General features: G+C 42.4%; 23 protein-coding genes. 10 read left to right on the forward strand and 13 right to left on the reverse strand.

Annotation, left to right across the window (positions count from 1 at the left end):
* Positions 1 to 1,155: 1,155 nt before the first annotated feature.
* From QYZ87_07990 to rplS, 6 genes are all read left to right on the forward strand, one after another.
* Positions 1,156 to 1,746: an L-threonylcarbamoyladenylate synthase gene (locus QYZ87_07990; GenBank protein MDN4754461.1), complete on the forward strand. Its 591-nt coding sequence runs from the start codon at positions 1,156 to 1,158 to the stop codon at positions 1,744 to 1,746.
* Positions 1,747 to 1,761: 15 nt separating this feature from the next.
* Positions 1,762 to 3,558 (forward strand): chloride channel protein, encoded by a 1,797-nt coding sequence (locus QYZ87_07995; protein MDN4754462.1) that lies wholly within the window; start codon positions 1,762 to 1,764, stop codon positions 3,556 to 3,558.
* Positions 3,559 to 3,567: 9 nt separating this feature from the next.
* Positions 3,568 to 4,539, forward strand: coding sequence for a methionyl-tRNA formyltransferase (gene fmt, locus QYZ87_08000; protein ID MDN4754463.1), 972 nt, complete (start codon positions 3,568 to 3,570; stop codon positions 4,537 to 4,539).
* A gap of 12 nt (positions 4,540 to 4,551) precedes the next feature.
* Positions 4,552 to 4,923 carry a YccF domain-containing protein gene (locus QYZ87_08005; protein MDN4754464.1) on the forward strand — a complete coding sequence of 124 codons (372 nt, stop codon included), beginning with the start codon at positions 4,552 to 4,554 and terminating at the stop codon, positions 4,921 to 4,923.
* A complete protein-coding gene (gene murI, locus QYZ87_08010; GenBank protein ID MDN4754465.1) occupies positions 4,923 to 5,786 on the forward strand; it encodes a glutamate racemase in 864 nt (287 codons plus the stop codon). Before QYZ87_08005 ends, murI begins: the two co-directional genes overlap by 1 nt.
* 189 nt (positions 5,787 to 5,975) lie before the next feature.
* On the forward strand, positions 5,976 to 6,326 hold the full coding sequence (gene rplS, locus QYZ87_08015) for a 50S ribosomal protein L19 (GenBank protein ID MDN4754466.1): 351 nt from the start codon (positions 5,976 to 5,978) through the stop codon (positions 6,324 to 6,326).
* Between the two features lie 78 nt (positions 6,327 to 6,404).
* Here rplS and radA read toward each other — a convergent pair whose 3' ends face one another.
* From radA to QYZ87_08035, 4 genes are all read right to left on the reverse strand, one after another.
* Complete coding sequence (radA, locus tag QYZ87_08020) at positions 6,405 to 7,790, reverse strand: DNA repair protein RadA (GenBank protein MDN4754467.1); 1,386 nt, start codon at positions 7,788 to 7,790, stop codon at positions 6,405 to 6,407.
* 12 nt (positions 7,791 to 7,802) lie between these two features.
* Positions 7,803 to 8,720 (reverse strand): amidinotransferase, encoded by a 918-nt coding sequence (locus QYZ87_08025; GenBank protein ID MDN4754468.1) that lies wholly within the window; start codon positions 8,718 to 8,720, stop codon positions 7,803 to 7,805.
* A 4-nt stretch (positions 8,721 to 8,724) separates the two neighbouring features.
* Complete coding sequence (locus tag QYZ87_08030) at positions 8,725 to 9,240, reverse strand: NAD(P)H-dependent oxidoreductase (protein MDN4754469.1); 516 nt, start codon at positions 9,238 to 9,240, stop codon at positions 8,725 to 8,727.
* A 98-nt stretch (positions 9,241 to 9,338) separates the two neighbouring features.
* Positions 9,339 to 9,488, reverse strand: a complete 150-nt coding sequence (locus QYZ87_08035; GenBank protein MDN4754470.1) for a hypothetical protein — start codon at positions 9,486 to 9,488, stop codon at positions 9,339 to 9,341.
* A 622-nt stretch (positions 9,489 to 10,110) separates the two neighbouring features.
* On the opposite strand from QYZ87_08035, the gene QYZ87_08040 reads away from it, so the two are divergent.
* From QYZ87_08040 to QYZ87_08055, 4 genes are read left to right on the forward strand one after another with little or no spacing between them, the layout of a single operon-like run.
* Positions 10,111 to 10,701, forward strand: coding sequence for a LemA family protein (locus QYZ87_08040; protein ID MDN4754471.1), 591 nt, complete (start codon positions 10,111 to 10,113; stop codon positions 10,699 to 10,701).
* Positions 10,702 to 10,704: 3 nt separating this feature from the next.
* Positions 10,705 to 11,823 carry a TPM domain-containing protein gene (locus QYZ87_08045; protein ID MDN4754472.1) on the forward strand — a complete coding sequence of 373 codons (1,119 nt, stop codon included), beginning with the start codon at positions 10,705 to 10,707 and terminating at the stop codon, positions 11,821 to 11,823.
* A 24-nt stretch (positions 11,824 to 11,847) separates the two neighbouring features.
* Entirely contained in the window at positions 11,848 to 12,036 is a 189-nt protein-coding gene (locus QYZ87_08050; protein MDN4754473.1) for a hypothetical protein, read from the forward strand.
* 16 nt (positions 12,037 to 12,052) lie between these two features.
* The gene (locus QYZ87_08055; protein MDN4754474.1) at positions 12,053 to 13,549 is read left to right on the forward strand and encodes a bifunctional UDP-sugar hydrolase/5'-nucleotidase; all 1,497 of its coding nucleotides are present in this window, start codon (positions 12,053 to 12,055) and stop codon (positions 13,547 to 13,549) included.
* Positions 13,550 to 13,831: 282 nt separating this feature from the next.
* On the opposite strand, the gene megL is transcribed toward QYZ87_08055, so the two are convergent.
* The 9 genes from megL to QYZ87_08100 form a co-directional block, all read right to left on the reverse strand.
* Positions 13,832 to 15,037: a methionine gamma-lyase gene (gene megL, locus QYZ87_08060; GenBank protein ID MDN4754475.1), complete on the reverse strand. Its 1,206-nt coding sequence runs from the start codon at positions 15,035 to 15,037 to the stop codon at positions 13,832 to 13,834.
* A 116-nt stretch (positions 15,038 to 15,153) separates the two neighbouring features.
* The gene (locus QYZ87_08065) at positions 15,154 to 15,618 is read right to left on the reverse strand and encodes a VTT domain-containing protein (GenBank protein MDN4754476.1); all 465 of its coding nucleotides are present in this window, start codon (positions 15,616 to 15,618) and stop codon (positions 15,154 to 15,156) included.
* Between the two features lie 11 nt (positions 15,619 to 15,629).
* The gene (locus QYZ87_08070) at positions 15,630 to 16,550 is read right to left on the reverse strand and encodes a hypothetical protein (protein ID MDN4754477.1); all 921 of its coding nucleotides are present in this window, start codon (positions 16,548 to 16,550) and stop codon (positions 15,630 to 15,632) included.
* Positions 16,550 to 17,836, reverse strand: coding sequence for a phosphoribosylamine--glycine ligase (purD, locus tag QYZ87_08075; protein ID MDN4754478.1), 1,287 nt, complete (start codon positions 17,834 to 17,836; stop codon positions 16,550 to 16,552). Before purD ends, QYZ87_08070 begins: the two co-directional genes overlap by 1 nt.
* A gap of 12 nt (positions 17,837 to 17,848) precedes the next feature.
* Entirely contained in the window at positions 17,849 to 19,840 is a 1,992-nt protein-coding gene (locus tag QYZ87_08080) for a DPP IV N-terminal domain-containing protein (GenBank protein MDN4754479.1), read from the reverse strand.
* Between the two features lie 409 nt (positions 19,841 to 20,249).
* Positions 20,250 to 20,636: a hypothetical protein gene (locus tag QYZ87_08085; GenBank protein MDN4754480.1), complete on the reverse strand. Its 387-nt coding sequence runs from the start codon at positions 20,634 to 20,636 to the stop codon at positions 20,250 to 20,252.
* 65 nt (positions 20,637 to 20,701) lie between these two features.
* Positions 20,702 to 22,594 carry an ABC-F family ATP-binding cassette domain-containing protein gene (locus tag QYZ87_08090; GenBank protein MDN4754481.1) on the reverse strand — a complete coding sequence of 631 codons (1,893 nt, stop codon included), beginning with the start codon at positions 22,592 to 22,594 and terminating at the stop codon, positions 20,702 to 20,704.
* 22 nt (positions 22,595 to 22,616) lie between these two features.
* Entirely contained in the window at positions 22,617 to 23,867 is a 1,251-nt protein-coding gene (locus QYZ87_08095; GenBank protein ID MDN4754482.1) for a porin, read from the reverse strand.
* 35 nt (positions 23,868 to 23,902) lie between these two features.
* On the reverse strand, positions 23,903 to 25,051 hold the full coding sequence (locus QYZ87_08100) for a hypothetical protein (GenBank protein MDN4754483.1): 1,149 nt from the start codon (positions 25,049 to 25,051) through the stop codon (positions 23,903 to 23,905).
* Position 25,052: the final 1 nt, after the last annotated feature.

Genomic DNA, 25,052 nt, shown 5'->3' on the forward strand with positions numbered 1-25,052 from the left:
AAAAATATTTTCTCATCAATTGAAGGACTCAGTTCCTCGCTTGGAACGTCTCATCTTCGTTTCTTATTTGCGGTTGCAAAGATACTAAATATTTTCATTCTACCAAAACTTTTAGAAAGTTTTTTTGAAGTTCTTTTTTCTCTTCGCTTGAGACTTGATTGCTTTCCGCTGAAAGCGTCTCGTGCAGCTGATTTCTCATTTGCGAGTGCAAAGATACTAAAGATTTTCATTCTACCAAAACTTTTAGAAAGTTTTTTTCGAAGTCTTTTTTTCTTCTTTACCTGAGACTAAAAATCTCTCCTCTGAGAGCGTCTCGTGCATCTGATTTCTCATTTGCGAGCGCAAAGGTATATAGATTTTTTTAATCCACCAAGCCTTTTAGGAGGTTTTATTTGAAAATCTAGCTAATTTGGGGCTTTTAAGCCAGACAAAAATTATGAAGATCCTTTTATACATCTGCGATCTCAAAGTATTCCATTAAGAATAATTATTTTTCTTAGAAACTTATATATAATCCATTTCCGAACGATTATGATTATTTCTGGCTTTAATCAACTGTTCACAGCTACCACTATTTCTGTTTTTGATTAAACACATCATATTAGTTTAAATAAGAGAACTATTTGCACGGAAACATTAGATTAAATATTCTCTTATGACAAACTGGTACAAGCCCCCTACTTTTTAATAATATATAGATGAAATATGGGTCATTCAGGAAAGGGTTAAGTTTTTATACCACATAATGAAGATTACTCAATAAACTATTGAGAGGCATTCTGATCATAAATTAAGACTACCACTACTAGTGAAATGTAGAGATATTCACCAAAAGAAACTTATAGTACACATTATTATATTTATAGAGGCTATTTCGTTAAAGACTGCCTTACCTACACATAAATACTTTTATCCCCACATGTTTTTCAACAGCTGACGATTCAATAACACTCATCTCTTGAAGACCAACTCTCATACCTGATAACTTCTATAGTTACCTTGATTAAATACAATATAGCCCTTTTATAAAGTCAAGTCTCTTAGGTTAATCACAAGGTGAAAAGCCATAAAACAACTAATTAAGATAAGAGTATATGATACGTTTTTTATGATTAAGGTAATTTAGGTAATTTTGTGGGGATAAAACATTCGAATATGAATTCAGGACACATTGCGAAATACGAAAGGGATGATCTTCAGAGAGCACTCGAAGTGCTTAAGAATGGAGGACTCATCCTCTATCCAACGGATACAATCTGGGGGATTGGCTGTGACGCCACAAACCCAGAGGCTGTAGCGAAGATTTATGCTCTGAAAAAGAGAGCAGATGCAAAGGCTATGATAAGCATCGTGGATAGTAATGCTAAACTAATAGGATTGATGCAAGAAATCCCCGAGATTTCCTATGACCTCATTGAGGCCACCACCACTCCACTCACCATTATTTACCCTAATGTAAAAGGACTAGCTCACAACCTATTGGCGGAGGATGGCAGTGCAGCTATCCGCGTGGTCGATAGTGAGCCTTTTTGCAAAGCTCTTGGGGAACGCCTACACAAGCCGATTGTCAGTACATCGGCTAACATTTCGGGAGAACCATCCCCATCGCATTTTGGGGATATATCCCAGGAGATTATTGATGGTGTAGATTACGTTGTGAAGTATCGACAAGGGGACCGACATAAGGCTAAGGCATCAAGCATCATTAAGCTTAATGCAGACGGCACATTTAAGATCATAAGATAAAGAGAGGCACTAACAATGGGTATTGCGAAAACTCCAGACGGAAGATTATACCGATTCTTGAGATGGCGTGAGCGAATCATACCAGAATCTGCATTCATTGGGATTCTGGCTTTTATCATTGGGATCCTATGCTCGGTAGCCTCAGCCTTACTGAAGAGCACGATACATATCATCCAAAGATATGCTACAGGCATACAAGTGGGTAAGGATTTATATTTCAATTACCTGATACTACCTGTAGTTGGAGTCCTCCTCTCTGGACTTTTCGTGAAGTATCTTTTGAAGGAAGATATCAGTCATGGGGTAACGAAAATCCTATACTCAATTAGCCAGAGAAAAAGTAGACTCAAGCCACACAACATGTGGAGCTCCATTGTAGCCTCTGCCATTACCATCGGGATGGGGGGATCCGTCGGAGCAGAGTCTCCTATTGTGCTTACAGGATCGGCGATTGGGAGCAACGTAGGGCGTTACTTTCACCTAGAGCATCGCAACTTAATGCTATTGCTCGGCTGTGGAGCTGCCGGTGCTGTATCTGGGATTTTCAAAGCCCCTATCACCGGACTAATATTCGTCATCGAAGTACTGATGATGGACCTGACACTGACTAGTGTACTACCCCTACTCATCTCATCCGTAACAGCAGCTACACTCTCCTATGTCTTTTTTGGAAGCGAAGCTATGTTCTCTTATGAGGCAACGGAACTATTCACCATTCAGCGTGTCCCATGGGTCATTGTATTAGGGATCCTTTCTGGACTTGCCTCATTATACTTCACTAAGATCTCATTTGCCTTAGAGCAACGCATCAAAAGGGGGGATAGCTATTGGAAACGTTTCATGGTTAGTGCACTTATTCTAAGTACACTGATCTTCTTATTTCCCCCACTATACGGAGAGGGATATGTCACCATTTCAGATTTAATTAAGGGTAATGGTGGCAGTGTCATGCAGGGCTCACTATTTGAATTGATGGACAATAATGTATGGTTGCTCCCTGTATTCCTCTTTCTGACCATGACTACAAAAGTCTTTGCTACTGTGGCCACGAATGCTGGAGGTGGCTGTGGTGGAGTATTTGCTCCTAGTCTATTTATTGGAGCTTTGGTGGGCTTTGTATTCAGCTATGTAATGAACCTACTCGGCGTCATTGGACACCTCCCCACGGATAACTTTGCCCTTATGGGAATGGCTGGTGTGATGGCTGGTGTCATGCATGCTCCGCTGACCGGCACCTTCCTGATTGCTGAATTAACTGGGGGATATAATTTATTCTTACCTCTGCTTATTGTCTCCATTAGCTCGTTTGCAACAATCAAACTATTTTTACCACATAGTATCTACTCTATGCGATTAGCAGAGAAGGGAAAATTGGTAACGCACCACAAAGATAAAGCCGTGCTGACATTGATGGAATTAAGTCATGTCATTGAAAATGACTTTAGTATATTGCATCCAAAGATGACACTGGGCGATACTGTCAGAATCTTTGGGCAGAGTAATAGGAATATATTCCCAGTCTTAGATGATAAGGACCGAATGGTGGGAATGGTATTACTTGATAACATTCGAAACATCATGTTCAGGCCAGAACTATACGAACGCTTTAAGGTGGAGACCTTCATGGTATCAGCAGAGGCTAGAGTTAACACCTCTATGAGCATGGATGATGTAATGAAAATCTTTGATGATACGAGAGCATGGAATCTTCCAGTAGAAGATGATAATGGGAAGTATCTCGGCTTTGTCTCTAAATCACAGATTTTCAATCAATATAGAGAGGTCCTAAATGAAAACTTTGGAGGAGAATAACATAAAATAATGAGCAAATTAAACATACTATATTTTGGCACCCCCGAATTTGCTAGCCACGTATTAGAAGATCTAATCGACGGTGGTTATAATATCGTAGGAGTAGTAACGACACCTGATCGCCCTGCGGGACGTGGTCATCAGCTACGACCCTCGGCTGTAAAGGCTGTTGCTACAAGCAAACTACCAGGCGTACCCTTATTGCAGCCCGAGTCCCTTAAGGACGAGGCTTTTCTAACAGCACTCAAAGGACTTGGAGCTGATCTCTTTATAGTAGTAGCCTTTAGGATGCTACCAAAGGAGGTATGGGCAATGCCAGATAAGGGGACCTTTAACCTTCACGCTTCACTTTTACCAAACTATAGAGGGGCAGCTCCAATCCAGCGGGCCATCATGAATGGAGAAAGTGAGACAGGCGTAACGACCTTCTTCCTAAATGAGAAGATTGATGAAGGTCTAATCATCTTACAGGAAAAGGTAGCCATAACACCAGAGGATGACGGTGGATCACTCCATGACAAGCTCATGACTATCGGCGGAAAACTCGTGCTTAAGACGGTGGATCTAATAGAAATTGGAGGATGCTCTGGTCGGTCTCAAATGACAGCTGATGCATCAAAGCTTAAGTACGCACAAAAGATATTCAAAGAAGATAGACAACTGAGCTTCACGGGAAGTAATGCTGAGCAGATACATCTATGCGTTAGAGCTATGAGTCCCTACCCTGCAGCCATAGCTACGCTCGTCCATCATGAAGAAAAACCCATCGAAATCAAAGTCTTTAAATCACGAATAGCAGAGGAAGACCTCACCCATCTACAGCCAGGAAAGCTCAAAATACGAGATGGACGGTTGTTTATTAAGTGTCTAAATGGCACTATTGAGCTACTAGAAATACAATACCCTAGTAAAAAACGAACTAGCGTTAGAGATTTCTTACTTGGAAATCCTATTGATGAAGAAATAGTACACTTTTTATAGTCGACTTACACAATGAAAAATCTTTTAGGAAACATTATTTGGTGGATCTTTGGCGGATTAGCCACAGCCGTAGAATACTTTTCAGTAGGCTTAGCCCTATGCATCACGATCATTGGAATTCCATTCGGCTTGCAATGCTTCAAGCTAGGACTCCTTATGCTTTTCCCTTTTGGTAGTAATGCTAGGGTAACTAATGAGGGTGCCTTGAGCTGTCTCGGGAATGTACTATGGTTCATACCAGGGATCATCATCGCACTAACGCATCTTCTTTTTGGGATACTATTGTGCATTACAATCATTGGTATTCCATGGGGGACCAAGCACTTCAAGTTAGCAAAAGTTGCCCTATCCCCATTTGGGAGAGACATTGAGGTCAACATCTGATGGAGACAACCAAGAAAGGAGCAATAGGCATATTTGACTCAGGCTACGGAGGTCTAACCATCCTACGCTACCTTCAGAAAGTACTGCCACAGTACGACTATCTCTATTTGGGGGATAATGCTCGTGCACCATACGGCTCTCACTCCTATGAGGTTATCTACCAATATAGCAGAGAGGCCGTTTCCTTCCTCTTTGCTCAAGGTTGCCCCCTAATAATATTCGCATGTAATACAGCATCGGCAAAGGCACTTAGATGCATTCAAAAAACCGATCTCGTTAAGAGCTCCGACCCATCCCGACGAGTTCTTGGAGTTATTCGGCCCGTCATTGAGCATTTAGGACAACTGCCAAATGGTACGCACGTAGGATTAGTAGGTACAAAAGCAACCATCAGCAGTAACTCTTATGGAGTTGAGGCTGAGAAATATGCACCCAACATTCACCTAACACAGATGGCAACACCGATGTGGGTACCTCTAATTGAAAATGGGGAACTCGATGGTAATGAAGGCGTAAAATACTTTCTTAAGCGTGATTTAGACAAGCTTCTATCTATAGATCCAAAGATCTCATATATCCAACTTGCCTGCACTCACTATCCCCTACTAATGCCCATCATCAATGAACTTTTACCAGAAGGACTTAACGCTATTGGACAGGGAGATATTTTAGCTCAGTCGCTCAAGAAATATTTACTCAGACACCCAGAAATGGAAAAGCGTCTTAGCACTGGTGGGCAGACAAAGTATTGTACTACAGAGGAGAAAGACCTTTTCAACGAATTAGCATCTATATTCTTGGGCGAAGAAATTGCCTCTGATGCCATCACTCACGTCACCCTATCCCCTATTGTCAATATCTGATCTTTGTTTCTTTCAATCCTTCTATTGCCTAGAAAAGCGGGCACGACAACAGCAAAGGTCAACGGGGTTGGAGGAGAGAGAAATAATTGGTAACTTTGCACCGCTTTGCGTAATCTCTGCCGGAAAGAATTGTGTGGTCCGGTTATATTGCGTTTAGTGAATTACTAAATAATACAAGCAAAATTCAAAATGGATTTAATTAAGATTGTAGAGCAGGAGATGGCTCAAGGTAAGGAGCACCCATCATTTAAGAGTGGGGATAACATCTCAGTTGCTTATCGTATTCGTGAGGGAGCGAAAGAGCGTATTCAGATTTTCCGCGGTGATGTTATCAAGATCGTTGGAGAAGGAAAGAACAGAAGATTCACCGTACGTAAGATCTCAAGTGGGGTTGGCGTAGAAAGAATTTTCCCTCTTAACTCACCTTTCATTGAAGAGATCACAGTTAATAAAGTTGGTCGCATACGTCGTGCTAAGATTTACTACCTACGTGGATTAACTGGTAAGAAAGCTCGTATTAAAGAGCGTAGAAGCTTCTGATAAGCATCACAAGAAAGAACAAAAAAGTCCGCATCTATCATTTAGGTGCGGACTTTTTTACGGCATTTATTTTAGATCTTATTCTCTGAAAAGAGTTCGAAATGCTTCGTCCACTCTACTAACAGGTAATAACCGAATAGAGTAACTGCCCATATCCAATCCTTTCATATTGTCAGCTGGCAAGAGCATTCTCTTGAAGCCAATTTTCTCAGCCTCAGCTATCCGCTGCTGTATGCGAGAGACAGCACGTACCTCTCCGCTCAAACCAACCTCCCCAGTAATACAAACCTCTCTGGAGATAGGGACGTCAAGGCTAGAGGAAAGGACCGCTGCAAGGATAGCAAGATCTAATGCTGGGTCAGAGAGGGTCAAGCCTCCAGCAATATTCAGAAAGACATCTTTCTGAATCAGCTTAAAGCCTGCTCTTTTTTCAAGCACAGCCAAAAGCATATTGACCCTCCGATAATCCACACCATTTGCCGCGCGCTGAGGGGTGCCATATACAGCACTACTGACTAATGCCTGCACCTCAACCAATAATGGTCGGATACCCTCTATCGTCACTGCTATTGCTCCGCCTGAGAGATCATTATCCCGACTTGTCAGTAGCATCTCACTCGGATTAGTCACTTGTCTCAACCCACTATTTTGCATCTCATAGAGACCAATCTCTGAAGTATTTCCAAAGCGGTTCTTAATAGCACGAAGGATACGATACTGATGATTCTGATCTCCCTCGAAACGAAGGACAGTATCCACTAGGTGCTCCAGCATCTTAGGACCAGCTATAGAGCCATCCTTGGTAATATGACCCACTATAATTACTGGGATCTCATACTCTTTCGCAAAGGAGAGCAAAGCAGCCGTAGATTCCCGTACTTGAGATAAACTCCCAGCTGACGAATCACTACGACTGGTATGAATGGTCTGAATAGAATCCACCACCAAAAGATCTGGCATCAGATCTAGAGTGGACTCCAGAATGGTCTCCAACTGAGTCTCGCCATATAGGAGGCAGTGCTCCACAGTATCAGCATCTGTCAGACGCTCTGCCCTTAAGCGAATCTGCCCGATACTCTCCTCTCCACTGACATAGAGTGTTTTCAACTCCGTGTTCCGCACTACACTCTGCAGGATAAGGGTACTCTTACCTATTCCAGGCTCACCTCCGATCAAAACGAGAGATCCCTTGACCAAGCCACCACCCAAGACACGATTCAGCTCACCATCTTTAAGATCCATTCTTGGAGCTGATTCGCCCGACACCTCACTAAGAGGGATCGGACTCTTATCCTGCATTGGGCGGTCTGTACGGATACGCAACCCCGGGTCTTTTTCTGCACGGACCGTAAATTCCTTTAGGGTATTCCACTCCCCGCAGACTGGACACTTGCCAGACCATTTTGGGAAGTCCGCACCGCACTCCGTACAGAGAAAAACCTTTTTGCTATCCTTCTTTGCCATCTCTATAATGAATCAGTAGCTACGCTCCAATGGGAAAGTGGTACAGCGAAGCAGACCTCCTAGCTTACTCACCTCACGATATGGGACAGTGAGCGTCTCAATGCCTCTATGATTTAGCCAACCTTGCAATCTGGTAAATGTGCTGTCAATAATCGCTTTCTTAGGAGAGATACTAAAGATATTAGTATTCATCTCATACATTTCTTGACGTGAAATCACGCAAGTATTTTGACGACCAAAGACATCCATAATGTATTCCCAATCCTCCACATGACGGAAGGCTCCAGGGAAAAGGATACACTTATCCTCACCAACTGGCTGGAAGCAGCAGTCAAGGTGCAAGACCCCAGTATAAGGATCGGTATCATGCTTGATCAGCTCCACTGGGATTATGTCCTTCTCAGGGAATAGCTCCTTAAGAAATCCGATAGCGTACTTATTAGTACGTGCCATCTTGAATGAGCTGTAGTTAGGACTAAGGTAAGTTCCGAGGAAGATCTTATCTCTATACACCAAGACGTCTCCACCCTCAATATGAACATGCTCAGGTGGTATCACAATGTTTTTTGGATCAATATCGGCTAGGACCTCTTTATAAGCATTCAACTCTTCTTGACGCTCTGGGATAATATTGGCACGAATCAACTTGTCCTCAATCACGAATCCCACATCACGTGAGAAAATTTGATTCACTCCAGGCAACTCTTTCGGACGGAGCACCTCGATGCCCTCCCCTTTCAAGGCCTTAGCAAGCCCTTCCACCTCACGTTCTAAATCCTCATCTGCTGGATACGTTCCGGCTATTAGTGTGCTATAGCTCTTGGCATCATAAGCTTCATCCAAAGTGGGTACAGGACCGGGATTCGTTCCGAGCCCCACGATAACGCTCTTTAGAACACCTGTTTCATCTTTTATACACAGCTTTCTCATAATATTACTTGACTATAAAACTTATATATTCCTTGCAATTCTCTTTTAGGCGAGTCTCATACCCAAAGCTCTCTGCAGCATAGAAGGCAAAATATTCACCGCCTTTGGCTTGAACAAACCCAGCTGAGCCCTGTACGAAAGAGAGGTATGTAGCTAATGAAGTCTGACTAAAGGCCACCTCTGGAGCTCCGCAGGAGGTGGCAGCATCTATCACCTTGCCTTTCATTCGATCTCCACCTTCGCCCCATGCCCAGCCTTCAGCCCAGACAGTATCCATCCAGAGCTTCATAATAGCTGGTGGCATATACCAATATAGAGGGAATTGGAGTACGATTCGGTCATATTGCTCCAGAAGGTCTTGCTCTTTTTTGATGTCAAATGTTCCATCTTCCAAAAGGGCGTCCTCTAGGATATGAATCTTCATTTGGTCATTCTCGTATGGCCTAAGTGCATTGACCCAAGCCTTATTAATCACAGAATTCTTCAGGCACGGATGCCCTACGACTACTAACGTTTTCATTTACGTATAATTATCTATAGATATTTGGTGTAATTCATTTTCACACAAATATACTATTTTCCATCCGATTAATCATTTCAAAACCCTGTGATAACACATTAGGCAAGGGTGACGCTACGCCACACATCATAGGTCTCTGGGCAGTTAGAAACCGTTCCTCCATTCCCCAAGCTGAACTCTTCAGAGAGGAGACGAAATCCTTCGATGAGAGTTATAATAGAAGGACCCCCCAAACGATTCACAAGCATAAGCTATGCTCCCCACGACTAGCTGAGATACAAAGCTTGTGACACACCAATAATGAATGGTAAATACAAAGTCTCAAAACGTAGCAAGAAGGATCATTTTGGAAAATTACAATCACAAATCTATTTCTTGATAAATGCTCATAATGCTTCCTATAGGAAGCCGTTCTCCGTCTCATAAGAAAAAATATTTTTTCCTATGAGAAGCATTTCTTTTTCATATAACTAAATTTTCGCCGACTTATTACACTATAATATGCCTCTGCTATTTACATTTTGATAAGATTTGTTTCCTCTTTTATTTTAGTGGGTTACGTATTGATTATTTGAATTTTGATGAGACTTTACTCCGTTATGGCTCATGATTCTTCCGAATGGTAATAGGTGTGCTGATTGATGTAACTTAATTACCTTTTCTATGGCACCTAATAGCTCTCTCCATTTCTTGTTGTTTATGTGTTTACAGAAGAGAGAGATAATATCAGATCATTGACGTATATGGTGTTATCCAAAAATATAGGCGGTGAAGTTTCACCTAAATTCCATTGGTATTAACCATATGTAACCTGAATTTGAGTATCTTTATGGTGTTGAAAATAGTAAAAATTAAAAACTCTGTGTAGATATGAAAAAACGTACTGTAGGTATCTTAGTGATATTAGTACTTCTGCTCTCTATCGTTGGATATGGTGCAGCTGTATATAATAAATTGGTAAAGAATGAGGAGAATGTAAATGCTGCTTGGAGTCAGGTTTCCAATCAATATGAGCGACGTAGTGACCTGATCCCTAACCTCGTCAATACCGTTAAGGGGTATGCAGAGCATGAGCAGGAGACCTTGACGAAAGTGGTAGAGGCACGCTCAAAAGCTACCCAAATACAAGTGAACCCTGAAAATATCAATGCCGAAGGAATACAGGAATACCTAGCAGCACAGGATGAACTGAGTCAAGCTCTTTCCCGACTAATGGTAACAGTAGAGGCTTACCCTGACCTGAAGGCAAGTGATAGCTTTTTGATGCTTCAGAGTCAATTAGAAGGGACAGAGAATAGGATTTCAGTTGAGAGAAAGAGATTTATAGAACAGGTAAAGAACTACAACAGTTATTCTCGGAAATTTCCTAATAATTTGTTTGTCAAACTTTTAGGCTTCGACGTTAAGGAGTACTTTACAGCATCAGAAGGTGCGGATAAGGCTGTAGAGGTAGCATTTTAAGTGATGAGAGAGATAAGACGGATCATAATTATAACTTTGTTGCTATTACCCTTGAGCTTTTCGTTTGCAAAAGCTCAAAAGGAATATCGCGTTAAGGATGTTCCTAACATACAGCTCAGAGATCGCACACAATTTGTATCAGATCCTGAAGGGGTACTTAGCATAAATGAATTAACAACGCTTAATCAAGAGATATTAGAGATGCGTGACTCTCTCACTGTACAAGTGGCTATCGTGATACTGCCTGCGATTGATGGTAGCAGGTATGGCGATGCCAGAGAGTTTGCGAATGAGCTTTTTAATGATTGGGGGATTGGTATCAAGAATGCCGATAATGGGTTACTGATTTTATTACTAACGGCAGAGGGGCATCGTGAGATAACCTTCGAGACTGGATACGCAGTGGAGGGTGTTCTCACGGATGGCCTTTCCAAGTTGATCCAGACAAAAGTGATGGTGCCACACTTTAAGCAAGGAGAGTGGGGAAAAGGTTTGATATCTGGTCTTACCGAGATTAGGAAAGCGATGGAGGGTGATTCGGAATTACTTCGAGCTGAGCAAGAGAGACAAGCGCAGGAGTCTGCCGAGATTGCATCTTTTCTTAAAATATTTGGACTGTGGAATCTATTTGGCTTGCTTGTCATCTATCTAACAGATCGTTGGTATACAAAACGTATGAAGAAGCAGGCTATCAGTTATAAGCAATTCATCAAACGTCAGGATGCACCTCTTCCCTCGATGATGCTTATCTATTTTTTGGTTTTTACCATAGCATTCTTTATATATATAATCATAATCGCCATGATTGGACGGTCACGCAGGAAAGAGACATTAGAACACTTTATACGGTGTGAGCATTGTGGGCATCAAGGGTTAGTCAAGTATGATGGTGCAACGATAGCTCGCAAAGCCCGTATCGGCATAAATGGTCTAAGGGCTTACCAATTTCATTGTGATAATTGTGGATATACACATGAGGAATTGATACCCTTCAAGTACATTGCTCCGATGTCTAGCTCTAGAGGCTCTGGCCCTTGGGGCGGAGGAGGCGGCTTCGGAGGAGGTGGTGGCTCCTGGGGCGGAGGAATGTCAGGCGGCGGCGGGGCATCTACGAGGTTTTAATAACAAATAAATAAATTTTGAGAGATGAAAGTGTATGTCAATGATATGGTGATAGAGGTGTTTGAAGGAGCAAAAGTGATAGATGCTCTGAATATCTATGCAAGCGAAATGGACATTCGCCTACCTCATCCCATCCCTAAAGTAGAGGATCAGTACGGTAATGAGATGGCCTTAGATGGCATGCTGAGCGACGGAGTTCAATTAAAATTATAAATATAAATCAATCATCATGAAGAAGAGTTTTTTGAAATGGGGATTTGCTATTTACTCTATTACGCTTGTCCTCTTTTATTCGAGTTGTGGTGTCTCATCACGTCACACAGTAGCTGTTAGAGATAATGAGCCTCGTCAGTTGCAAATATTAGCAGTAAATGATATACACGCTGCTATTGAACATTTTCCCCGACTTGCCTATATTGCAGATAGCTTAAGGGCTATATATCCAGATATGTTATTGGTATCAGGTGGGGATAATCAGACCGGAAATCCTGTCAATGACCAATACCCTGAGAAAGGGATGCCTATGATATGGTTGATGAACAAGCTAGGGTTCAACCTATCTGCTCTAGGAAATCACGAGTTCGATGTAACTGCGGAGCAGATGATCAAGAACTTTGAAGCTTCTGACTTCGACTATATATGTGCAAATGCGGTGTACAAAGATGACACACACCCCTTAAAGAGAAATAAGGTATTTGTGATGCCGAATGGCTTACGAGTTGCTTTTTCTTCAGTTCTATACATCAATAGTAGTGGTTATCCAGATTCTCACCCTTCGAATACTAAGGGATTTACATTCCTAGATGCTGTGGAAACTGCCAAAAAGGAGTATCAAGCATTACGTGAGGGTAATGATTTATTTATCTATCTTAATCATTATGGCTTCAATGAGGATATAAAGCTCGCTAATGCCTTGCCTACTGGAGCAGCAGATTTGATCATTGGAGGGCACTCTCACACGAAGCTGGATAGGTTCCACGAGCATAATGGTATCCGTATTACTCAAGCTCAAAATAAATTGAAGTACGCTTCATTCATTACCATCACCATTTATCCAGATCGGCGAAAAGAGTATGCGTATCAACTGATCCCTATCCCCAATACTGGCAAAGAAAATCCTGAGGTTCGGGCTATGGTGGATACACTTATTGCTAATTCAGGGCTAGATGTAAAGATTGCTACCACAGAGAGGAGCCTAAAAGGCAAGGAGCAGTTGGGATACCTGATGGTTGATGCACAAAGGACGAAGGGTGAAGCTGATATAGCGGTGATCAATCCTGGGGGTGTGCGTATCAATTTCCTTCCTAAGGGCGATGTTTCGATGATGGATATATATACCCTAGATCCATTTGGAAATGAGATTATAGCCTATGAATTAACTGGTGCAGAGATACGTGAACTCATCCTAAATGCGGTACAGCTAGATGGCGTATCACCCTTGATCCCTTCGGGAATGCATGTAAGATATCAGATGGAAAAAGAGGGAGATGAGATCGTGAAAGTCAAAGATGTAGAGCTACTGACGGTAGATGATAAACCCATGGACCTAAACAAAAGCTATAAGGTGGTAATAAATAACTATATGGCTACTGTATATAAGTTTCCTCATAAAGAAAAAGGTAAAAGCCTGTACGTAACTACTGCAGATGCTACCATAGAATGGCTTAAGGAGTTGGGAGCTGTGCCAGACTATAGTACTGAAAGAAGGATACATATAATTGAGTAACCTGAGAAAGCATCTTGATGAGAGTCCAATGATTCATTACATTCAATTAATTGAATCATAATGAGTTAGACACATATTTTAATGACTCAGAATAATCAAAAGGGGCAAGTGTTATACCGGTACTATGCGTGGATAATGCCGGTATAACTTTTGTAAGCAAGTTCAGTAACCGTACAATATTTTGAAGGCACCCTTACAATCCGTTGAGAGTACTTAAATAGACTTGGCTAAAAAAAAGAGTCACACCGTGGTGTGACTCTTTTTTAGGCTTTTTGTAGGTTATTATGCCTGCTCAAGTGCTTGTTCTAGATCAGCAATGATATCTTCTACGTTCTCAAGACCTACGGAAAGGCGAACTAATCCTTGTGATATACCTGCTGCAGCACACTCTTCAGGTGTATATGGTGAGTGGGTCATACTAGCTGGGTGCTGTATAAGGGTCTCGGTGTCACCAAGGCTAACAGCTACCGAACATAGCTTACAGGCATTCAAAAGTCGCTTACCTGCTTCTTTTCCCCCATGAAGTTCAAATGAAATCATACCACCAGGTAGCTTCATCTGCTTTTCTGCTAGTGCTCTTTGTGGGAAATTTTTAAGTCCAGGATATTCTACGCTCACCACCTTATCATGCTCCATTAGATATTCAGCTACCTTTTGTGCATTTTCTGAATGGCGATCCATACGAATAGAGAGGGTTTTCATCCCTCGATTAATAAGGAAGGCTTCAAGTGGTCCGAGTGAAGCACCTGTAAGGTCTTTGATTCCCACTAGTCGTACTTCTTTGATATACTCCTCTGATCCGACAACGAACCCTGCTATCACATCTCCATGACCATTAAGATATTTTGTTGCAGAGTGGACCACTACATCTGCACCATATTCAAGAGGACGACAAATGTATGGGGTACAGTAGGTATTATCTACCATCACGGTAATACCCTCCTGCTCATGAGCAATCTTTGATACCGCTTCTATATCCACCATCTCCATGGTAGGGTTTGCTGGGGACTCAAAATACACCACCTTAGTATTTGGTTGGATGGCATCTCTTAACGCCTGCTCATCGTTCATGTCTATAAAGGTCACATCTACACCGTATCGCGAAAGTCCATGGCTAAGGAATGCGTAGGTACATCCGTAGAGGGTCTTTTGTGCTACTATATGATCCCCTTTTTGTACCAACACCCATAATGCTGATGTAATAGCTCCAATTCCAGATGCAGTACTCACTGCAGCTTCTGCTCCCTCTAGAAGAGCCAACTTTTCTTCAACTTGTGTGCAGGTTGGATTCCCAAGTCTTGAGTATATATACCCATCTTCCTCTAGTGCAAAACGGCGTCCACCCTGTTCTGCACTATCAAAAACAAACGTAGAGGTTTGGTATATTGGTGTAGATAGTGCTCCGAAGGGATTTTTGTGTGCACTTCCATGTACTGCCAATGTGTCAAATCCCAATGATGTTAGTCTCTCCTTTTCTTGTCTTTCCATAATGTGTTAGTTTTTATTATTAATTGGTCTCTTTTCACAAATATAGTGATAAGATTCGAATTATACTGGGCCTAACACCATGAATATCGGCGAGTAACGATGTCTTAGATAAAAAATTACAAGGCTGACTTGATAGCTTCAAAGATTATCGTAAAAGCTTCTCCGATAAATAGGTACCTGAGAAATTTTCCTGCCGACATCCATGCAAGTACACTCCATGGATTGGCTCGGAGCAGCCCTAATGCCACCGCAAAAAAGTCACCCACGCCTGGTAGGAATACCCAGAAGGCCATCCACGACCCTTTCCCATTCAGCCACTGCACCCACTTATCCAGCTTCTCTGGTTTCATTTTGAGGTACTTCACGATCCATTCTTGCTTGCCTAGAGTTCCTAGCCAGTAGCATGTCATCCCCCCGAGTACGTTACCAATGGTTGCTGCAATAAGAACAGTCCAGTAATCAGCACCTGCTAGTAACACACCACTCATAACCACTTCCGAGCTGAATGGTAATATAGTGGCGGCTAAGAAGGCAGCGATAAATACTCCTATGTAGCCATATTCGATCAAAAGGTCAAGCATAGATTATATCTTTATTGGATGGTGTGAATTTGGATTTGTACTCCTCTCCAATATGCAAGCATGGCGAAAAGAAGTGAGATCAAAAAGAATATCATGTTGTGTTGTCGTGATGTCCTTCTACTAGCACTAAAATATAAAGCTGGAGTAGCTGGGAAAAAGAGAATAATCAACATGAGGCTGGCAGAGAGAAGTATCTTCCCCGAACCGTAAATGAGATTTATAAGGAATATGAACCAAGCAAATCTGAGGTGTGACAGATAAAGGTAGCGGACCCTACTAATGCTCCCTCGATAGATGCTAAAAAAAAGAATCATCATAGAGCCTAGAAAAAGCATCAGTCCCAATAACATTGGGAGATCAAGGAGCGTAGGTAGTTTTGGTGATAATAGTGGAGCAATCTTTTGGGAAAGTGCACTATAAATGCTATCTGTATTAGGCTCTGAAAAAATAAAAAGATACAAGACCCAGACTGTGATAGTCCCCAATATCTGTGCTGTGATATGAGGGGTAGAACCTATATCTAACTGATGATACTTAATGATAAAGTATGGAATAAATAATAGGTACACTGGGTGAAGCATACTCAATAGTCCGATGAGAAACCCTACGTCAAATAGAAAAAAAGTGGAACGACGAACGGAGATGGAACTCACAAATCGATCCATGAGTAAGATGACTAACAGTAGCTGAATGTGAGCCATATTACCTGCTGTCACCCCAAAGAAGTATGGGGTGATCAGCAGTAGTATTATGGACAGTGTTATCCTCCAGCCATTTTTCACTCTAATATCTCCGTAGGCGAGTGTAGTGTGTCGCCATAATAAGATGATAGAGGAGATGATGAGGATGGGCATGAGCCACCACTGCTCTAACAGTAGTGAAAAAGATCCTTTGGCACTTGGAATAAGGTTATAGAGTATAGCTCCTAACATTAAAGATTCAGTAGATCCTGTCCTATATCCTTTCGAAAAGTAATGCCATCATATTTAATAAGGTCTAGTCTTTTGTAAGAGCGATTAAGGGCTTCAGGAAGGGTATCTCCTAATGCTGTTACGGCAAGGACTCGACCACCATTGGTGAGAATCTTTTCTCCCTCTCGCTTCGTCCCCATATGGAAGATATGAGTCTGCTGTCCCTCTTCGTCTAAGCCTTCAATGATGGCCCCTTTCTCATAGCCTTCGGGATAACCTCCCGACACTGCGACGACAGTAGTGGCGACCTGCTTCAGTAAGTTAAGAGGCTTGATGCCCTTAAGTCTCTGATCTCTCAGAGCTAGCAAGGCAGGCACTAGGTCATCTCCAATTCTAGGCATAACAACCTCTGTCTCTGGATCACCCATGCGACAGTTATACTCAATGACATAAGGGTCGCCCCCAACATTCATTAATCCGATGAAGATAAACCCTTTGTAGTCAATACCCTCCTCTTGGATACCTTGAATGGTTGGCTTGATGATGCACTCCTCTACCTTTTCGATGAAGAGATCATTTGCGAATGGGACAGGAGACACTGCTCCCATGCCACCTGTATTTAGTCCCGTATCGCCCTCACCGATTCTCTTATAATCTTTTGCACAAGGAAGCATGAGATAGTCCTCTCCATCGGTTAGGACAAAAACAGAGCACTCAATTCCAGAAAGATAGGTCTCTACAACGACGCTAGAGCCTGCTGTGCCAAATTTGCCACCCAGCATCTCTCTCATTTCACGCTGAGCAGCCTCTAGGGTATCGAGTATAACTACGCCTTTCCCTGCAGCTAGCCCGTCAGCCTTAAGAACATAAGGAGCCTTCTCCTCGGTCTCCAGATACTTAAGACCTTCCTCTAAAGTCTCATTAGTAAAGGTACGGTACTTCGCTGTTGGTATGTCGTATCGCTCCATGAATGCTTTGGCAAAGTCCTTACTTCCTTCTAGCATAGCTCCCGCTTTAGAAGGGCCTACGATGTGAAGCTTCTCCAGACCCTGTACGCCACCTAGATAATCTACAATTCCCTCTACTAATGGTTGCTCTGGACCAACCACCACGAGCTGAATGTCATTCTCTTTAATAAAGTGAGCAACCTCCTCAAAGTTATCTATATGGAGTGCCACATTAGAGCACTTATCTTGTTGGGCACCATTTCCTGGAGCTATAAAAACCTTATTGATGAGCGGGCTCTGAGCTACCTTCCATGCGATGGCTTGCTCTCTACCCCCACTACCAATGACTAAACTATTCATCATGTGTGTATTTTATTTAAGGTGATCATCAAAGTATCTACAAATGACACGATGCAGATGGACGCGGTCCTGTCCTCTAACATTGTGTTCTTCATTTGGATAAATCATGTAGTCGGGTAGCGTTCCAGCCTTAACCGATGCTTCTAAGAAGCGGAACGAGTGTTGGAGCACCACAACAGGATCCACACTTCCGTGGATTAAGAGCAATCGCCCTTTGAGATCGCCAGCTCTATCAGTCAGTCTATTCTTAGCATAGCCCTCTGGGTTCTCTTGTGGAGTGTCCATATAACGCTCTCCATACATAATCTCGTAGTATCCCCAATCCATGACGGGGCCACCTGCTACACCCACCTTGAACGTATCTGAATGTGTAAGCATTAAGTTTGTCGTCATGAATCCCCCGAAGCTCCAGCCATAGACTCCTATACGGTCACTATCAATGTATGGGAGAGAACGGAGGTAATCGATTCCAATCATCTGGTCCTCCATTTCTACAGTTCCCAATTGACGATGTGTCACACTCTCAAATGCCATTCCTCTATTGGCTGAACCTCTATTATCAATAGTGAATACAATGTATCCTTCCTGTGCCATATAGGTATCCCAGCCCATACGAAGACCATTCCATGTATCAGTAACTAATTGGGCATGAGGTCCACCATAAACGTAGAGGACGACGGGGTACTTTTTTGTCTCATCCAGATCTGGGGGTAAGGTCATCTTGTAGTAAAGATCGTATCCCTCAGGACTCTTTAGGGTTCCTAGCCTTACTTCTGGCTTCACGAAGTCCTTCAGAGGATCTGCTGAGCGATAAATCTCTTGCCTACCAACTTTTTTTCCCAATGTTATAAGAGTACCTACCTGAGGCGTATCGTGATTAGTAAAGGTATCAAACGCATAGTCAAAACCCTCCGACATCTGGATACGGTGAGTGCCATCACCTGAGGTTAATCTTTCTAGCTTTCCATTTTTTAAGGCTACTCGATAAAGATCTCTCCCCATGATATAATCTTTATTTGAGATAAAGTAGGCATACTTGGAGTCTGGATCTGTACCCAAGAAGTCCAATACCTCCCACTCTCCTTTGGTCAATTGCTTCTGAAGCTTTCCATCGCGACCATATAAGTATAAGTGGTTATATCCATCACGGCGAGTTACACGAATGAAGCGATTTGAACTATCTTTTAAGAAATAAGTAGGGGTCTGAGGCTCGATATATTTGTCATTCTCCTCGACTATAAGTGTATTTATCAAGGTTCCATCATTTACAGAATATTCTCTTAATTCGCATCTATTCTGAGCTCTATTCACTTCGTCTATGAATAGAGATTTTTCATCTGGGGTCCATGCAATATTGGTAAAGAAACGATCCAGCGGCTCGCCAGTCTTCAAGGTGACGATGCTAGCACTCTCCACATCATAGATGTTTACTTTAACTTCGTGGCTCCTCTTACCAGCCATTGGGTATTTGATAGGATCATGAATGGCATTGTTTTTTGTAGTTCTTACGATAGGGTAGGACTCCACCATGGATTGATCCATCCTGTAATAGGCAAACTTCTTGCCACTTGGGGATAAGAATACACCACCAGAGATACCAAACTCTCTCTGATGGGCAGCCTGACCATTCACTATGTCTAGACAACCATCACTTGTTACAGATTTTATGTTCCCCTCCTTATCCATTAGGGCGATGTCTTTGCCGTCGAGCAAGATAAGATACTCCTCATTAGGGCTTAGAATTTTTTCGGTCCACTGCTTTGGAGCAGATGGGAAGTCTGCAATCTTTTCGTGATAACTTTTCTCACTTCTCTTGAATGTTATCCGTCCATTTTTCATCTCGAGAGGTGCAGGGAGATTATTAATGTCATCGGGTATAGACGGTGTGAGAGCCCAATATTCCCGAGCTCCTGGAGTTAGCTCTTCTATGGTAAAAGACTTCTTGTTCTGAGCAAAACCTACTAAAGGAAGTAGTAGGAGTAGTGTGGTCCAAAAACGTTTCATTTTATTTCTGTTTTCAATGATTAGTACAATTTATCCACAAACTTAATGAATTCTGTTAAAAGAGAGTATCACATAGACCAATGATTCAGAGTAAAGACTTGAAGGTTTTTGAAGTTAGTCAATATATTAAGAGACTCATGGTAGCTTGAGTTGCGATGATTATTTAGACATCTCTACCTCGTGAGTTGTCGCTGAGAATGAAATAACAGTACTCCTCCATAGAAACATCGAGGCTGAGCGTAGTGGAATGGTATGCACGAAGTGCTTTAGAGTGATTGCATAAAGGTTCAATAAGAATTCTTGGGTCACAATAATTGCGATACAGAAAGAGGGTGCGTCATGAAACATACCATGACGCACCCCCTATTATTTATCAAAATACAGTTATACTATGCCATTACCACCATCACTAATCACTGACGGTGGATAAGAGGACCAATCCGATAAACATATCCTTAGCCTCTTCACGGACTTTTTTAGCTTTACCACTGCACTTTATTGAAATCTTGTAGCTTAATTCACCCTTAACGATGGTTGCAGAAAGCCTCAAAGTACACTTTTCCTCCGAGTCGGCGAGTAAGTCATCAAAGACGCTCTCAATACTTTTCTCTATCTCCTCATCGCTTTTATTTGTAACATCACCAAGATCTATGGAATAACTCACAGGACTCACCTTAGCATCATCGTCATCTGCATAAACACGCTCAGGCACTGCTTCGTCCATTACATTTTCACAATTAGCATAGCTAGTAACGGCTGCCAACATTATGGCACAAATCATTAAAAACTTTTTCATAGGTATCAAATTATTGTAAAACAATTAGTTTACTTTATTTTATGCCAAGATACAAAAAATAGATATTATTCTTCCGCAATTTCTGAAAGTTCCAGCCAACGCATCTCTGCATTATCTAGCTCGTCTTTAAGCTTGGCGTATTCATCTCCAACCGACAGCAAGTCTTCCGCGGAAAGCTGCCCAGTAGACATACGCCCTTCCATCTCATCCAAACGCTCTTGAATCTCAGGAATCTTAGCGGTCAGGGCTTCAAACTCTTTGTTCTCCTTGAATGAGAGCCCCTTTTTCTTCTTTTCCTGCTTCCATGTTGTCACAGAGTCCTTGACCGTATCATCGCTTGTTTTCCGATCTGACTCTTCTCTTTTCCTAGCATTTCCCTCTCTTATCTTAGTCTGGCGATAGTCGGTATAGTTACCAGGATAGTCCCTAACAAAGCCATTACCATCAAGAACAAAAAGATGATCAGCCACACGATCCATAAAGTAACGGTCGTGTGAGACCACTAATATGCAGCCATCAAAGTCACTGAGATAGTCCTCCAAGACTTGCAGAGTAGGAATGTCGAGGTCATTTGTGGGCTCATCTAAGACTAGGAAATTAGGTGAAGTCATCAACACAGTACATAGCTGTAACCGTCTTCGCTCACCCCCACTCAACTTTGCCACATAATCCTGCTGCCGCTTAGGAGGAAAAAGGAACCTATTGAGCAATTGCATTGCACTTACTTGCTCGCCTTTCTTACCCTGAATATGCTCCGCAATGTCAGTTACAACGTCCAGAACCTTTTTATCCTCGGGAAAAGAAGGAGGAATCTGTGAGAAATAGCCAAACTTGACAGTCTCACCGACCTCGATACTCCCAGAAGTTGGCTCAAGATTCCCCATGATGAGGTTAATCAGAGTAGTCTTTCCAGCACCATTAGGCCCTACGACGCCCACCCTATCACGACGAGCAAAGGAATAAGTAAAGTCCTTGATGACCTGAAGCTCTCCATAGCTCTTCGCGATATGCTCGGCCTCGAATATCTTCTTGCCAATATATACACTATCACTCTCCAGCTTCGGTCCAGTGTGATCGGAGATGGTTTGTAACTTTCCTTCGATTTCGTGAAAGGCATCCTTACGATACTTTGCCTTAGTACCACGAGCCTGTGGCATTCGCCTCATCCAGTCTAATTCCGTACGATAAAGATTTCTAAGCGTAGCCTGCTCCTGCTGCATCTGCTCAATACGTGCTTCTCGCTTCTCGAGGTATTTGGTATAATTTCCTTCGTAAGTATATAAAACGCCTCCATCTAACTCAAAAATAGTATCACACACTTGATCTAGAAAATACCTATCATGGGTAACCATTAACAGGGCTGAATTGGAAGAGGCTAGGTACTGCTCAAGCCATTCTATAACATTGGGATCAAGGTGGTTAGTAGGCTCATCCAAAATAAACAGATCTGGCTTACCTATCAACACCGAAGCTAGAGCAATCCGCTTCACTTGCCCTCCTGAAAGTCCCTGAGTACTCCTTAATGGGTTGTCTAACTGCAACTGCGTAAGCAAGGCTGTAAGCTCTTGCTCAATATCCCATCCATTAAGTGCATCCATGGCTGAGATCGCTTTAGTAAGTCGGTCTGGATCCCCCTCTCCGACCGCTTCTTCATATTCAAGTATGACCTCCTGTAAATCAGGACGTATTCCACTAATACATGCAGCTAAGACATTTGGATATTTGGAGAAGTCCGAGCTCTGTGGCAAGTAGGCGATACGTAAGTCTCTTTGGGTGGTAATGGTACCACTATCCTGAGACTCTAGACCTACTAAAATCTTCAAGAGCGTGCTCTTCCCAGCACCATTGGGGGCTATCAGCCCTACCTTCTGACTCTTCTCGATATAGAAGGTGAGGTCCTGGAATAAGTCTAATACACCAAAACTCTTAGCGAGCTTATCTACCTGAAAAATGGACATATATAATCGTCTAAATTGAATATTAAAATGCTATTGCTGCTCTCAATTGAAATGCCATGAAGTCAGCTCCCCTAAATGGGCTATCGGATATACTATAGGCATTACCACCAAGGGCATCAGCAGCATGATCAAGATACGAAACCTGAGCGAGTAAGGTTAGGTGACGATTCAGCCAATAGCTAACAAAGGCGGAATAGCTGACACCAGACCCACCGACGAACTCCTCTGAATTGAGTGACAGTCCACTTACACGGGCCCCTACTTCAAGGCCCTTATCATCCTCTGTATATGGGCTACCAGAGAAGTCGCCATTTGATGACTTATAGGCTCGGGGCTGCCCTAGGATCACATAGGTAGCTGTCGCACTCCAGCCTAAGAATAATGGATTCTTATCACTACGGTCTGTCGTTACACTAGTCCCTAGTAATTCTGCATAGGTTAGGAAATGACCCTTTTGGTAAGCCATCTCGGCACCAATGTTAAAGAGATTTCGACTCTCTGGTACTATAGTCCTAACAAAGCGTTGACCGGAAAGACTGCTTTCGATACCACCCTTTAAGTCTAAAGGGAGTAATCCATCCTGAGGGCGATAGTAATAACCATTGATAGCCGCAAAAAGCTTTTCATCGTCTTTATAAATAAATTGGTAGCCCAGGCGTGTAGCCATCGCGAACTCAGGTTCACCATGGAGATGATTCTGCACTAAGTCATTCATATTATAAGTGTAGAGCCCTAGAGCATAGTAAAGACGTGGAGCGGTGTGATAATAAGCAAGCCCCATGCGTCTTCCAGATCCTAAAGAAAGCCCCATAGGCTTGGTAAACTGAAGAATTGCTGAGGTGGAATGATTAATACTCATAGAGCCGGGGACCTTCATATTACCGACTCTCATAAAGTTACTTTTATTGAAATAGTAATCAAGCTCCATGCTCAAGTACTGAAGCTTGCTTTTAGCATAGTCAAACTCAAACTTATAGCCCCAATGCTGATCAAACTTTCCTTGAAAGAGAGTCTGTAACTTATAGAAATTAACATCCCCATTCATTTCAATCTCTTTATCATCTCGCCGAAGCATATTAAAGTCTGCTACGGGGATGAAACCTCCAGCATCTAGATAATAATGATTCTTTATCTCTAATTTGAAGTTATCTTTTTTGCTTTCGATAGATAGATTAGCTCCTTTATACCTGACTTTGATATCTTCTTGTGCTATCAACGACGGGATAAAGAACAGGACGGAGAGTACGAGAAAAATAAGTCTAACAAATCTCATAAAAAAAAGGAATCATTTATATTCATAAAAAGCATTTACTGCGACTGGCGACTATATACCATCGCAAAATTCAAAAAGAGGTCAAAAAAGACCATCTTAATATTTGCATTCTGTCTTATCTCGTTTCTTGCTGCAGTGATGTCGTCCATCAAAGCCTGAATATTATGAGCATTCAGCCTCTCGGCCACTTTTTCACAATAAGGAGCAAACTCTTTTGGTAGATAGACAACCTCAGCACTCCCATACTTCAGTGCCATGATCTCTCGTAGCATCGGCGGGATTGCATTAAGAAGAGAAAGCACATCAGGCCTATTAAGAGAAGCTATCTCTTTACTCCGCTCCATGAACAGGATGGGGTCGCGCTTCAGTGGCAAGACCAATAACTCCAATGCTTTCTTCATCTCCTGAAGCTCACTAGATTCACCCGAGGCAAAAGAGAGTGCTTTGTATAGGTTTCCCTGTGCCAGATGACCATACTCTACTGCTTTTTCCTCTGAAATGCCCTCCTCATTAATAAGATAGTCAATGAGTACTGGCTCTGGTATTGAGGGGACCGTCACTCTCTGAAGGCGACTCAAAATGGTGGGTAATAGCTTTTGTGGTTGATGCGACACCATTATAAAAAGAACTCCCTCTGGTGGTTCCTCGAGTAGCTTCAATAGCTTATTAGCTGTCTCGGTTCTAAACTTTTCGGGCATCCAAACGAGTATTACCTGATGCTTACTCTTAAACGAACGCAAGGATGTCACCTTGATAAGCCGCTCAGCCTCAGCCACCATGATCTGTAGCTGCTTGTTTTTTGCATCCTGCATATCTCGCCACTCCGACTCCGTAAACCTCTTATGAGTGGCGACCAACTCCTTAAAGCTATTAAAGTAATCCAGAGAAGTGGTCTGATCATCGACTCTAACAACAGGATAAACAAGAGTAAGATCAGGATGTTCAAGAGCATCAACCATCCTGCAGGATTGGCAATGTCCACAAGGAAGCCCTTGTTCGTCTGTCTCCTCACAGAGGACCTGACGTACAAGGGCTAAAGCTAAGGGTAACGCTTCACTCCCATCTTCTCCAACTAATAGGAGAGCATGGGACAAGCGCTCCTCTTTTTTTAGAGTAGCAAAATGCTGAACTAACTCCTCTTGCCCAAGAAGTTGATGAAACTGAGGAACGATGGAGTCGGTCATA

The sequence above is a fragment of the Porphyromonadaceae bacterium W3.11 genome, from assembly GCA_030434245.1.
GTDB lineage: Bacteria > Bacteroidota > Bacteroidia > Bacteroidales > Porphyromonadaceae > Porphyromonas_A.